This is a genomic window from Leisingera aquaemixtae, from assembly GCF_006740765.1.
GTDB lineage: Bacteria > Pseudomonadota > Alphaproteobacteria > Rhodobacterales > Rhodobacteraceae > Leisingera > Leisingera aquaemixtae.
Map to the genome: position 1 here is coordinate 1,505,050 of NZ_CP041159.1, position 12,483 is coordinate 1,517,532.

Sequence of the window (12,483 nt, forward strand, 5' to 3'; positions counted from 1 at the left end):
GCCCCGCCGCCGCTTCATCTTTCCCGAAGTACTCCCGCCGGAGGCAACGGCGCCCGCTCAGGGCGCCGTTTCACTTGGGCGGCAGCTGCGCTTCCAGACTGGCAGAGACAGGCGCCAGCGCCACCCGGGCAGCCCGGTCCTCCAGGCCCCAGATCAGCAGCGCCGAGATCGTGTCGGGGCGCAGCCGGCCCAGCATGATCACCGACCCCTCTTGTCCGGCCCGGAACGCGGCCTGATCCAGAAACCGGCGGATCGCTCTGGGGGTCTGGCCCGCTCCGTCGAAATCGCGGAACACCACGCCGGCAGGCACGCCATCGCGCAGCGCCAGCCGCTGCACCGTGTTCAGGCCGCTGTTCTGCGTCACCAGGCCATAGCCGGCCGCGGCCGCCATCGCCGCCACCTGGTCCGCCAGCGGCCGGTTGCCCTGCACGCCGGTCTCCACGCCCTCAAGGATCGCAACCGCTTCTGGCACCCTGCTGCGCCAGACCTCCAGCGCCATCTCGGCATCCTGCGGCGTGGCCGCGCGCGGCAGATCCGCCAGCATCAGCACCTCAAAGCCGGCCGCCCGGCGCGCCGCCATCTTCGCCGCCGCATCCGGATCGCCGGGGTCGATGGCAAAGCTCAGCGGGTAGGGAAACGCCGCCAGCGCCTCTGCTCCGACAGCGCCTGCGTCATCAATCAGCACGATCGACATCAGCGGCCGGTCTTCCGGGTTGTAAAACGGTTCGGAAAACGCCTGGAACGGCGGCTTGTCCAAAGGCTGCGCCGCGGCCAGCGCGATCTCCTGCGCGTCGTCCCGGTCGGTCAGCGGCACCACCGGCGTGCCGATCCGGGGCGCCAGCGCCTCCTGCTGCGGCGCGTCAGCTGCCGGCGCGTCTTCTGCCGGCACGGCGTCATCATCGGCGCTTTCGTCCGGCACGGACGGCGCCGCGCCGATCACCGGCAGCGTGGTCGCCTGCGGCGCCGCGCCGATATCGGGGGCCAGCACCGACGCCGCGGCCTGCGGATCCGGCGCGCGGCCCACCGCGGGCAGCGGCGCTGCATCCTGCGGCTGCGCGGCGGCGGTGATATCGGGCTCCTGCGCGGGCTGTTCCGGTTCCGGCGCCGGATCTGTTGCCGCTATGACGGCGGCCTCGCTGCCGGGCGCCTGCGGCGGCTCCGGCTGGGCGGCTTGCGGCTGGCCTTCGGGGCCGCCAGGATCCAGCCCCGGGGCGGCGGCCGGCGCCGGGCTGCTGCCCTCCAGCGTTGTGGCCGCAAGGCCGACCTCCGGCTTGCCCGCTGGCGCGGTATCCGCCCCGGCCAGCGCGCTCAGATCGTCGCCGCTGCCGGTTGCGGCCGGCCCTGCGGGCTGCGCCTCCACCAGATCGGCATCCCGCCCCTGGCCGTTGCCGGGAATCTCTGCGGTTTCCCTGCCGCCATCCGGCAACTGCGGCGCATCGCCCGGATCATGCACTGCCGGCTCCGGCTGCGCCGCTGCGCGATCCTCTGCGGGCTGCGCCTCAGCAGGCTGCGGCACTGCCGCCATCGTGTCTTCGCCCGGCTGGCCCTCCGGCCCGCTGACCGGCAGCGGCACCGACAAAGACAGCATCGCCAGCCCGCCTGCGGCCAGCAAAGCCCCGACACTCACGCCGCCCAGAAATCCACGCATGCCTGTTTTGCCTCTCAATCCGTATGATCGTGCTGCGCCGTTCCGGCCTGCAGGGATGGAGCCCGTTACCGGCCCTCTCCCGCAATCGCCTATCCTGCCCTTGACGCTGCCCCGTATCCCTGAACATGTATGTTTCGACCACTATACTGCGGCGCGCCCCCGGCCCGCCACCCTTAAAAGAGCCCGCTACGATGCTGCTGCTGATCGACAACTACGATTCCTTTACCTACAACCTCGTGCATTATCTGGGCGAGCTTGGCGCGGAAATGGAAGTGCACCGCAACGACGCCATCAACGTGCAGGAAGCCATGGCGATGAAGCCCGCGGGCATCCTGCTGTCGCCCGGCCCGTGCGATCCGGATCAGGCGGGCATCTGCCTGGCGCTGACCGAAGCCGCGGCTGAGACCGGCACGCCGCTGCTGGGCGTCTGCCTTGGCCATCAGACCATCGGCCAGGCCTTCGGCGGCAAGGTGGTGCGCTGCCACGAGATCGTGCACGGCAAGATGGGCCAGATGCACCACAACAACACGGGCGTTTTCAAGGACTTGCCATCGCCTTTTGAAGCGACGCGCTATCACTCCCTGGTGGTGGAGCGCGACAGCCTGCCGGACTGCCTGGAGATCACCGCAGAACTGGACGACGGCACCATCATGGGCCTGCAGCACAAAGACCTGCCGATTCACGGTGTCCAGTTCCACCCCGAATCCATCGCGTCCGAACACGGCCACGCGCTGCTGAAAAACTTCCTGGACGTGATGAAGGTGCCCGCATGAGTGACCGCCTGAAGCCGCTGATCGGGGCTGCCGCCGAACGCGCCCTGACGCGCGAGGAGGCGGAAACCGCCTTTACCCTGCTGTTTGAGGGCGAGGCCACGCCCAGCCAGATCGGCGGCCTGCTGATGGCGATGCGCACCCGCGGCGAGAGCGTTGACGAATACGCCGCCGCCGCCGCGGTGATGCGCGCCAAATGCAACCCGGTGACGGCGCCCGCCGGCGCGATGGACATCGTCGGCACCGGCGGCGACGGCAAGAACACCCTGAACATCTCCACCGCGACCGCCTTTGTGGTTGCGGGCGCGGGCGTTGTGGTGGCCAAGCACGGGAACCGCAACCTCAGCTCCAAATCCGGCACCGCCGACCTGCAGTCCCAGATGGGCATCAACGTGATGGTCGGCCCGCAAGTGGTTGAAAAAGCGATCAATGAAGCCGGGATCGGTTTCATGATGGCGCCGATGCACCATCCTGCAGTGGCGCATGTGATGCCCACCCGGCAAGAGCTGGGCACCCGCACCATCTTCAACATCCTCGGCCCGCTGACCAACCCGGCCGGCGTGAAGCGCCAGCTGACCGGCGCCTTCCGCCGCGAATTGATCCGCCCGATGGCCGAGACGCTCAAAACTCTGGGGTCCGAGCGCGCCTGGCTGGTGCACGGCTCTGACGGCACCGACGAGCTGACCATCACCGGTATCAGCTGGGTCTCCGCGCTGGAGGAAGACGGCAGCATCCGCGACGTTGAACTCCACCCGGAGGACGCGGGCCTGCCGGTGCATGGCTTCGATATGATCGTCGGCGGCACGCCTGCGGAAAACGCCATGGCCTTCCGGGTGCTGCTGCAGGGCACGCCCTCGGCGTACCGCGACGCGGTGCTGCTGAACGCGGCCGCAGCGCTGGTGGTGGCCGGCAAGGCCGCTGACCTCAAAGACGGCGTGGCCCGTGCCGCCGAGTCGATCGACAGCGGCGCCGCCAAGGCCAAGGTCGAGGCGCTGGCCCGCATCACCTCAGCCGCATGACAGGTCTGCCATCAGGGCTGGGCCGCTGGGCCGGCCTGCCCTTTTTCACGGAGCACTGGCCCGGTATCGAAGCCGCCCTGCAGGCGGACCCGCACGAAGTCCTGCCGCCCACGCCTCAGCGGTTCGCCGCGCTGGAGCTGACCCAGCCGGAGGACACCCGCGTGGTGATCCTTGGCCAGGACCCCTATCCGACGCCCGGCCATGCCCACGGGCTAGCCTTTTCGGCGGACCCCGGCGTGCGCCCGCTGCCCCGGTCCTTATCCAATATTTATAAGGAGCTGGAGGCCGATCTTGGCGTGTCCCGCCCGAATGGCGACCTGCGCGGCTGGGCCCGCCAGGGCGTGCTTTTGCTGAACACCGCGCTGTCGGTCCCTGCCGGCAGCGCCAATGGCCACAAGCACCTAGGCTGGCACCATCTGGTGCATCAGGTGCTGGCGCTGACCTCCGCACGCCCCACCGCTTACATTCTCTGGGGTAATGCGGCGCAGAAGCTTGAAAAACATATTAAAACGGGCGATCACCTGATCTTGAAAACCGCACATCCCTCGCCCCTGTCGGCGCGGCGCGGCTTTTTTGGGTCCCGGCCCTTCTCAAAAGTGAACAATTGGCTCGCCGCCCGCGGTGAAGCCGGCATAGACTGGAACGCAGGAACGGAGGCACCGGTATGACCCAAAACGTGCTGGACAGGATCAAGGCCTACAAGCTGGAGGAAGTTGCCGCGGACAAGGCCGCCAAACCGCTGGAGGCGGTGGAGGCCGAGGCGCGCGAAGCCTCCCCTGTGCGCGGCTTTGCCGACAGCCTGATGAAGGCCAGCCGCCAAGGGTACGGGCTGATCGCAGAGATCAAAAAGGCGAGCCCCTCCAAGGGCTTGATCCGCCCGGATTTCGAACCGGCAGAGCTGGCCAAGGCGTATGAGGTTGGCGGCGCCACCTGCTTGTCGGTGCTGACGGATACCCCCAGCTTTCAGGGCGCCAAGGCGTTCCTCACCAAGGCGCGCGCGGCCTGCGCGCTGCCCGCGCTGCGCAAGGACTTCATGTACGACACCTACCAGGTGGCCGAAGCCCGCGCGCTGGGGGCCGACTGCATCCTGATCATCCTGGCCTCAGTCTCCGACGATCAGGCGCAGGAGCTGGAAGACTGCGCCTTCGGCTGGGGCATGGATGTGCTGTTGGAGGTGCATGACGCCGAAGAGCTGGAGCGCGCCTGCAACCTGAAATCGCCGCTGATGGGCATCAACAACCGCAATCTCAAGACGTTCGAAACGACGCTGGACACCACCCGGCACCTGTCGCGCATGGTGCCGGCCGACCGGACCATTGTCTGCGAAAGCGGCCTGTCCACGCCTGAGGATCTGGCCGAAATGGCCCGCTACGGCGCCCGCACCTTCCTGATCGGCGAAAGCCTGATGCGGCAGGACGACGTCGCCGCGGCCACCCGCGCGCTGCTCGCCAACCCGCTGACACCCGGCATGATGTAAAGGAGGCAGCCCATGAGCCTCACCCATTTCGACACCAAGGGCGACGCCCATATGGTCGATGTCTCGGACAAGGCGGTCACCTCGCGCATCGCCACCGCCGAGGGACACATCACTATGGCGCCGGAAACCTTTGAAATCATTTCAGAAGGCCGCGCCAAGAAGGGGGATGTTCTGGCCGTGGCCCGCCTGGCCGGCATCATGGGCGCCAAGAAGACGCCGGACCTGATCCCGCTCTGCCATCCGCTGCCGGTGACCAAGGTCGCGGTGGAGCTGACGCTGGACCCGGATCTGCCCGGCGTCCGGATCGAGGCCACCGTCAAGACCACCGGCCAGACCGGCGTCGAGATGGAGGCGCTGACCGCCGTCTCCACCGCCGCGCTCACCGTCTATGACATGGCCAAGGCGGCGGACAAGGCGATGCAGATCGGCGGCATTCGTGTTACGCTGAAAGATGGCGGGAAATCAGGCAGGTACGAGGCATAAATGATCCCCGTCAGCCAAGCCCTCGCGCATCTTCTAACGCTGGTCTCGCCGCTGGAGAGCGAAGACGTCCCCCTGGCGGAGGCCGCAGGCCGGGTTCTGGCCCGGGACATGCACGCCCGCCGCGACCAGCCGCCCTTTTCGGCATCTGCAATGGACGGCTATGCCGTCAACGCGGCGGAGGTCGAGAGGCACGCGATGTTCAAAGTGATCGGAGAGGCCGCCGCGGGACATGCTTTTGACGGCCGCGCCGGCGCAGGCCAGGCGGTGCGCATCTTTACCGGCGCCCCGGTGCCCGAAGGCGCAAATTTCGTTGTAATTCAAGAAGATGTGAGCCGCACCGGCGATCTTATCACGATCACGGATGACCCCGGTGAAAACCCCAACATCCGGCCCCGCGGAGGCGATTTCACCGATGGCGAAACCGTCACTGCGCCCCGGCTGCTGAGTGCTGCGGATGTCGCCCTGCTGGCCGCGATGAACATTCCCAGCGTGCCGGTCACCCGCCGCCCCGAGGTTGCGCTGATCTCCACCGGGGATGAGCTGGTGATGCCGGGCGCAGACCCCGGTCCGGACCAGATCATCGCCTCCAACACCTTCGGGCTCAAGGCGATGCTGGAGGGCTTTGGCGCCCGCGCCCGCATCCTGCCCATCGCACAGGACACCGAAGGCGCGCTGCGCACCGCCTTCGGACTGGCAGCGGGCGCCGATCTGGTGGTGACGATTGGCGGCGCATCCGTTGGCGATCACGATCTGGTCGGCAAGGTGGCCCAGGATCTGGGCATGGAGCGCAGTTTCTACAAGGTTGCCATGCGCCCCGGCAAACCGCTGATGGCGGGCCGGATGGGGTCTGCGGCGATGGTGGGCCTGCCCGGCAATCCGGTGTCCGCCATGGTCTGCGGCCACGTCTTCCTGGCGCCGATGGTCCGGGCGATGCTTGGCCTGCCGGACGCGGGCCAGCAGCTGCGGAACGCCCGGCTGGCGGAGCCGCTCGCCGCAAACGGCCCGCGGGAGCACTACATGCGGGCCCGCGCCGCCGACGGGGTCATCCGCGCCTTCCCCGACCAGGACAGCTCGCTGCTGACGGTACTGGCGGAGGCAAACGCCCTGCTGATCCGCCCGCCCGGGGACAGCGCCCGCGTCGCAGGCGAGCCTGTGCAATACATGCCGATCTGAAATCGCGCCGCCTTTGCAAAAATACACTCACGGCTGGCCCGCGCCTTTGGCGTGTCCATTATCTGGCACAACCGTAAGCGGCCATGTTGACACAAAACGTGAACATGCGTAGAACAAAAGAAAACATCTACACGAGGCGCGGAGGGAGCGGCGATGCTCACGAAAAAACAGCTGGATTTGCTGGAATTCATTCACAAACGCCTGCAGCGGGACGGGGTTCCGCCCAGTTTCGATGAAATGAAGGAAGCGCTGGACCTGCGCTCCAAATCCGGCATCCACCGGCTGATCACCGCGCTGGAGGAGCGCGGCTTCATCCGCCGCCTGGCCCACCGCGCCCGCGCCATTGAAATCCTGCGCCTGCCCGACAGCCTGGGCGGCAAAGCCGAACCGCAGGGGTTTGCCCCCACCGTGATCGACGGCGGCCAGACCGGTGCCCGCGCCGCCGCCGCGGCGGCAGATCCGATGCGCCAGGCTGCGGTTGAACTGCCGGTGATGGGCCGCATCGCGGCCGGTGTGCCGATTGAGGCGATCAGCCAGGTCTCGCACCAGGTGGCGGTGCCGGGCGGCATGATTGCCCCCAACGGCCAGCATTATGCGCTGGAGGTCAAAGGCGACTCGATGATCGAGGCCGGCATCAACGACGGCGATATCGTGGTGATCCGCGAAGCAGACACCGCGGACAACGGCGACATCGTGGTGGCGCTGGTGGAAGGCCAGGAAGCCACGCTGAAATATTACCAGCGCCAGGGCGGGATGATCGCGCTGGAGGCTGCGAACCCGGTCTATGAAACCCGGCGATACCCGGAGGATCAGGTCCAGGTCCAGGGCCGCCTGGTCGGGCTGATCCGCACTTACTGAGACGCCGCCGCCGCGCCCAGCAGGCGGCGCAGGCGGCGCACTTCCGGGCCTTCCGGCTGCCATCCGCTCCACAGGCGCATCCCGGTTGCTGCGCGGGCTGTCAGCAGCCGGCCATCGGGCCGCACCGCGATACTGCCGGTCTGCCGCAGGATGTCCGGCGTCAGCACCAAACAGCCGGCCGGCACCGCGGCGGCCACAGTGGACACGACAATATCGCCCTCTTTACAATTGCTTGCCTGCAACAGTTTACGTTTGCCCGGCGCGTGAACCAGCCGGACGCCCGTGCCGTGCCAGACAGGCAGCGCGCCGTCCCGGACCTTCCAGCGGGCCGCGGCCTCGGGCTGGCTGGCTGCGTCGCCATCATTCTCCAGCCAGATCTCAGCCGTGAACCCCTGCCCCTTGGCGCGGGACAAGGCGCGCCCCTCCGCCTCCATCACCCCGATCAGCCCGCCGGAGCTGGCGATGATCACCGGCGGCCGCACCGCCCCGCTCCAGATCCACAGCGCCGCAGCCGCGGGCAGCAGCCCCGCGAGCCGCAGCCGTCCCTGCCAGATCACCGCAAACACCATGCCGGCGGCAAACAGCGGCAGCACGGCGCTGTCCGGCGCAGTCACATGGGACACCGCGCCCTCGAACCCGGACACCGTCCGCGCCACCCCCAGGATCCAGTCCATTCCCCACTGCATCACGGTCAGGCCGATCCCCTCCAGGCCGGCGGGCAGCAGGCACAGCGCCAGCACGGCGGCAGGAATCACCACCGTGCCCATGACCGGAACCGCCAGCAGATTTGCAAAAAGGCCGTAGTGCGGCAGGGTGTTGAAATGCGCCGCTGCAAAGGGTGCCGTGGCAGCGCCCGCCACGGCGGAGGAGATCACCAGCGCCAGCACCGGCCGCAGCCAGCCCGGCCCCAGCGGCACCCCGCCGTCGCGCAGCGCGGCAAACACCGCCACCAGCGCAGCAGTCGCGGCAAAGCTCATCTGGAAGCCGGGGCTCAGCAGGCTTTCGGGCCGCCGCAGCAGCACGATCAGCGCCGCCAGCGCCACCGCCCGCAGGGTGATCGCGCGCCGGTTCAGCAGCACCGCGCCCAGCATCACCGCGACCATGACAAAGGCGCGCTCCGTCGCCACATTGCCGCCTGACAGCAGCAGATAGCCAGACCCCGCGGCCAGGGCGGCCAGCGCCGCCAGTTTCCGCACCGGCCAGCGCAGGGCCAGCGGCGGCACCAGGCAGAACAGCACCCGCACCGCGGCAAAGACAAAGCCGGTGAGCAGCCCCATGTGCAGGCCCGAGATCGCCAGCAGATGCGCCAGGTTACTTTGGCGCAGCGCCGTCAGCGTCTGCTCCCCGACGCCGCTGCGGTCGCCTGCGGTGAGGGCCGCGGCAAACCCGCCGGTCTCGCCGGGGATCCGCTGCTGCAGGTGCTGCGCCATGGCCCGGCGCAACCGCTCCACCGGCACGCTGTCCCCCGGTGCTCCGGCCAGCAGCACCGGCGCTCTGGTATATCCCAGCCCGCCCAGCTGCTTGAACCAGGCATGGCGGCGGAAATCAAAGCCGCCGGGCTCCGCCGGGCCCTGTGGCGGCAGCAAATGCGCGGTTGTCATCACCAGCGCGCCGGGCGGCGGCACCGCGTCCTGCCCTGTCAGGGAAATCCGCACCCGTTCGGGCGTTTTTGCGGCGGGAACACGGTCCAGCCGCACCTGATCCAGGGTCAGCCGCAACGCGTCCGTCGGGGAGCGGTCCACCGAGACCACCCGCCCCTCCACCGGGCCGTAATAGCGAAACTCCAGAACCGGCGCCGCAACCCAATGGGCGCGGGCGCCCGCCAGGCACAGGCCCGCGGCCGCAAAGGCCGGCGCCCAGCACAGGAACGCCAAGGGCCGCCGCTGCACCGCAAGCAAGGCCAGCAGCAGCCCAGCCGCCGCAAGGCCGGCATAGACCGCCCAGCCGGGTTCGCTTTTCAAACTGAAATAGGCCCCGATCCCGGTGCCCAGGAATACTGGGGTCCAGGGGAACAGATGCCCCCGCTGCGCCTGCAGCAGGTCTGCGATGGCTGCGCTCAGCCGCATGCTTGCCCCCCGCCTTCTGGCCCGGTAGACAGGCGGAAACACTAGGCCTCCCATGGTTTCCAAAAGGTAAATCCCGCTCATGACCCAACCGGTTGTCACCCGCTTCGCGCCGTCTCCCACCGGCTTTCTGCACATCGGCGGCGCCCGCACCGCGCTGTTCAACTGGCTGTATGCCCGCGGCCGCGGCGGCAAATTCCTGCTGCGGATTGAGGACACCGACCGCGAACGCTCCACCCCCGAAGCCACTGCCGCCATCCTGCAGGGCATGGCGTGGCTGGGCCTGGACCACGACGGCGATGTGATCAGCCAGTTCGAACGCGCAGACCGCCACGCTGAGGTCGCCAATCAGCTGCTGGCCGACGGCAAGGCCTACAAATGCTTTGCCACCCAGGAGGAAATCGCCGCCTTCCGCGAGCAGGCCAAGACAGCGGGCAAATCCACTCTCTACCGCTCGCCCTGGCGCGACGCCGATGCGGCCAGCCACCCGGACGCGCCTTATGTGATCCGCATCAAGGCGCCGCAGGATGGCGTCACTGTGATCAAGGACCAGGTGCAGGGCGATGTGACCATCCGCAACGATCAGCTCGATGACATGGTCTTGCTGCGCTCCGACGGCACCCCGGTTTACATGCTGGCGGTGGTTGTCGATGACCACGATATGGGCGTCACCCACGTGATCCGCGGCGACGACCACCTGAACAACGCCGCCCGCCAGATGACGATCTATGAGGCGATGGGCTGGGACGTGCCGGTCTGGGCCCATATCCCCCTGATCCACGGCCCCGACGGCAAGAAACTCAGCAAGCGCCACGGCGCCCTGGGCGCCCAGGAATACCAGGCGATGGGCTATCCCGCGGCCGGAATGCGCAACTATCTGGCACGCCTCGGCTGGTCGCACGGCGATGACGAATTTTTTACGGACAGCCAGGCCAAAGAGTGGTTTAATTTCGACGGGATCGGCAAAAGCCCGGCCCGGTTTGACACCAAGAAGCTGGAAAACCTCTGCGGCCAGCATATTGCCGTTAGCGATGATGCTGCACTGCGGCAGGAAATCTGCGAATACCTGGCCGCTGCCGGGAAACCCGCCCTGACTGACGCGCAGTCACAAGGGCTGGAAGCTGCGATGTATTGCCTCAAGGACCGGGCCCGCACTTTCCCGGAACTGCTTGAAAAAGCGCATTTTATCCTTGCATCACGGCCTCTTGAACGGGACGAGAAGGCAGAAAAAGCGCTGGCGTCTGTATCCGATGGTATACTGGAAGAATTGACGCCGCAGCTGCAAAATGCTAGCTGGGTCCGTGACGATCTGGAGGCGCTTCTGAACGTATTTGCAGAAGCACATGATACCAAGTTCGGCAAGCTGGCCGGCCCGTTGCGGGCTGCGCTTGCGGGCCGGGCGGTAACGCCTTCGGTGTTCGATATGATGCTGATTCTGGGCCGCGATGAAACCATCGCCCGGCTCAAAGACGCGACGGGCTGATCCCGGCTTTTACGCCCGGGTAAGCTTGTTTTGATACGACAACCCCTGCGCGACTCAGCGCAGGCGCTGCCCCGCATGAAGACGCCTGACCGGCCGCTTTCGTGCCTGTAACAGGAAGGGACATCCATGACCGAGACACAGAAATCTGCCACGCTCAGCCTGAATGGCGAAACTTACGAGCTGCCCATTTTCTCGCCAACGGCCGGGCCCGATGTCCTCGACATCCGCAAGCTCTACGCGCAGGCAGGTGTGTTCACCTATGACCCGGGCTTCACCTCCACCGCCAGCTGCGACAGCACCATCACCTATATCGATGGCGGCAAGGGTGAACTGCTGCACCGCGGCTACCCGATCGACCAGCTGGCGTCGAAATCGCATTACCTGGAAGTCTGCTACCTGCTGCTCTACGGCGAGCTGCCGACCGCCGCGCAGCTGGAGGATTTCGAGACCCGTGTGACCCGTCACACCATGGTGCATGAGCAGATGCACAACTTCTTCCGCGGCTTCCGCCGCGACGCGCACCCGATGGCGACCCTGGTGGGCGTTGTCGGCGCGATGTCGGCCTTCTACCACGACTCGCTGGACGTGACCGACCCCTGGCAGCGCGAAGTTGCCGCCATCCGGCTGATCGCCAAGCTGCCGACCATCGCCGCGATGGCCTACAAGTACTCGATCGGCCAGCCCTTCGTGTACCCGCGCAACGATCTGGATTACGCGGCCAACTTCCTGCACATGTGCTTCTCGGTTCCGGCCGAGGAATACCATGTGAACCCGATCCTGAGCCGCGCGATGGACCGGATCTTCATTCTGCACGCCGACCACGAGCAGAACGCCTCCACCTCGACCGTGCGCCTGGCGTCCTCTTCCGGCGCCAACCCGTTTGCCTGTATCGCGGCGGGTATCGCCTGCCTCTGGGGCCCGGCCCACGGCGGCGCCAACCAGGCCTGCCTGGAGATGCTCAAGGAAATCGGCTCGGTCGACCGCATTCCGGAATTCATCGAACGCGCCAAGGACAAGAACGATCCGTTCCGCCTGATGGGCTTTGGCCACCGCGTGTACAAGAACACCGACCCGCGCGCCAAGGTGCTGAAGCAATCCGCGGATGAGGTTCTGGAGCTGCTGGGCGTCGAGGACAACCCGCTGCTGCAGGTCGCCAAGGAGCTGGAGCGCACCGCGCTCAACGACCCCTATTTCATCGAGAAGAAGCTGTTCCCGAACGTCGACTTCTACTCCGGCATCATCCTGGAGGCGATGGGCTTCCCGACCTCGATGTTCACCCCGATTTTCGCGCTGTCGCGCACCGTCGGCTGGATCTCGCAGTGGAAGGAAATGATCGCCGATCCGCAGAACAAGATCGGCCGCCCGCGCCAGCTGTACCTGGGCGAGACCCTGCGCGACTACGTCGACATCGAAAAGCGCTAAGCGCGCCACGGACAACACCAGACAAACGCCCCGCACTGCGCGGGGCGTTTTTCGTTTGGCGGCGGTGTAAGTACCGCAGTGCGGCCG

General features: G+C 67.2%; 11 protein-coding genes. 9 read left to right on the forward strand and 2 right to left on the reverse strand.

Annotated elements, in window-relative coordinates; translation table 11 throughout:
* Positions 1–70: 70 nt before the first annotated feature.
* Positions 71–1,648, reverse strand: coding sequence for a divergent polysaccharide deacteylase family protein (locus R2C4_RS08990; protein WP_141890369.1), 1,578 nt, complete (start codon positions 1,646–1,648; stop codon positions 71–73).
* 191 nt (positions 1,649–1,839) lie between these two features.
* Here R2C4_RS08990 and R2C4_RS08995 point away from each other — a divergent pair, with 191 nt between their 5' ends.
* From R2C4_RS08995 to lexA, 7 genes are all read left to right on the forward strand, one after another.
* Positions 1,840–2,421, forward strand: coding sequence for an anthranilate synthase component II (locus R2C4_RS08995; protein ID WP_141890370.1), 582 nt, complete (start codon positions 1,840–1,842; stop codon positions 2,419–2,421).
* Positions 2,418–3,437: an anthranilate phosphoribosyltransferase gene (trpD, locus tag R2C4_RS09000; RefSeq protein ID WP_141890371.1), complete on the forward strand. Its 1,020-nt coding sequence runs from the start codon at positions 2,418–2,420 to the stop codon at positions 3,435–3,437. Before R2C4_RS08995 ends, trpD begins: the two co-directional genes overlap by 4 nt.
* A complete protein-coding gene (locus R2C4_RS09005) occupies positions 3,434–4,105 on the forward strand; it encodes a uracil-DNA glycosylase (RefSeq protein WP_141890372.1) in 672 nt (223 codons plus the stop codon). Before trpD ends, R2C4_RS09005 begins: the two co-directional genes overlap by 4 nt.
* Positions 4,102–4,914: an indole-3-glycerol phosphate synthase TrpC gene (gene trpC / locus R2C4_RS09010; protein WP_141890373.1), complete on the forward strand. Its 813-nt coding sequence runs from the start codon at positions 4,102–4,104 to the stop codon at positions 4,912–4,914. The genes R2C4_RS09005 and trpC overlap by 4 nt, the downstream gene beginning before the upstream one ends.
* Before the next feature lie 12 nt (positions 4,915–4,926).
* Entirely contained in the window at positions 4,927–5,397 is a 471-nt protein-coding gene (gene moaC, locus R2C4_RS09015; RefSeq protein ID WP_141890374.1) for a cyclic pyranopterin monophosphate synthase MoaC, read from the forward strand.
* Positions 5,398–6,570 (forward strand): molybdopterin molybdotransferase MoeA, encoded by a 1,173-nt coding sequence (locus tag R2C4_RS09020; RefSeq protein ID WP_141890375.1) that lies wholly within the window; start codon positions 5,398–5,400, stop codon positions 6,568–6,570. It begins immediately after the preceding gene.
* A gap of 153 nt (positions 6,571–6,723) precedes the next feature.
* Positions 6,724–7,428 (forward strand): transcriptional repressor LexA, encoded by a 705-nt coding sequence (gene lexA, locus R2C4_RS09025; RefSeq protein WP_058286963.1) that lies wholly within the window; start codon positions 6,724–6,726, stop codon positions 7,426–7,428.
* On the opposite strand, the gene R2C4_RS09030 is transcribed toward lexA, so the two are convergent.
* Positions 7,422–9,494 carry a ComEC/Rec2 family competence protein gene (locus R2C4_RS09030; RefSeq protein ID WP_141890376.1) on the reverse strand — a complete coding sequence of 691 codons (2,073 nt, stop codon included), beginning with the start codon at positions 9,492–9,494 and terminating at the stop codon, positions 7,422–7,424. The genes lexA and R2C4_RS09030 overlap by 7 nt on opposite strands.
* 79 nt (positions 9,495–9,573) lie before the next feature.
* Between R2C4_RS09030 and gltX the strand changes: the two genes are divergently transcribed.
* Positions 9,574–10,974 (forward strand): glutamate--tRNA ligase, encoded by a 1,401-nt coding sequence (gltX, locus tag R2C4_RS09035; protein WP_141890377.1) that lies wholly within the window; start codon positions 9,574–9,576, stop codon positions 10,972–10,974.
* A 126-nt stretch (positions 10,975–11,100) separates the two neighbouring features.
* A complete protein-coding gene (locus R2C4_RS09040; RefSeq protein WP_008556539.1) occupies positions 11,101–12,396 on the forward strand; it encodes a citrate synthase in 1,296 nt (431 codons plus the stop codon).
* Positions 12,397–12,483 lie beyond the last annotated feature (87 nt).

Bases quoted from the DNA above. Each gene is read 5' to 3' on its own strand.
- R2C4_RS08990 (WP_141890369.1), bottom strand. From the start codon at position 1,648: ATGCGTGGATTTCTGGGCGGCGTGAGTGTCGGGGCTTTGCTGGCCGCA.
- R2C4_RS08995 (WP_141890370.1), top strand. From the start codon at position 1,840: ATGCTGCTGCTGATCGACAACTACGATTCCTTTACCTACAACCTCGTG.
- trpD (WP_141890371.1), top strand. From the start codon at position 2,418: ATGAGTGACCGCCTGAAGCCGCTGATCGGGGCTGCCGCCGAACGCGCC.
- R2C4_RS09005 (WP_141890372.1), top strand. From the start codon at position 3,434: ATGACAGGTCTGCCATCAGGGCTGGGCCGCTGGGCCGGCCTGCCCTTT.
- trpC (WP_141890373.1), top strand. From the start codon at position 4,102: ATGACCCAAAACGTGCTGGACAGGATCAAGGCCTACAAGCTGGAGGAA.
- moaC (WP_141890374.1), top strand. From the start codon at position 4,927: ATGAGCCTCACCCATTTCGACACCAAGGGCGACGCCCATATGGTCGAT.
- R2C4_RS09020 (WP_141890375.1), top strand. From the start codon at position 5,398: ATGATCCCCGTCAGCCAAGCCCTCGCGCATCTTCTAACGCTGGTCTCG.
- lexA (WP_058286963.1), top strand. From the start codon at position 6,724: ATGCTCACGAAAAAACAGCTGGATTTGCTGGAATTCATTCACAAACGC.
- R2C4_RS09030 (WP_141890376.1), bottom strand. From the start codon at position 9,494: ATGCGGCTGAGCGCAGCCATCGCAGACCTGCTGCAGGCGCAGCGGGGG.
- gltX (WP_141890377.1), top strand. From the start codon at position 9,574: ATGACCCAACCGGTTGTCACCCGCTTCGCGCCGTCTCCCACCGGCTTT.
- R2C4_RS09040 (WP_008556539.1), top strand. From the start codon at position 11,101: ATGACCGAGACACAGAAATCTGCCACGCTCAGCCTGAATGGCGAAACT.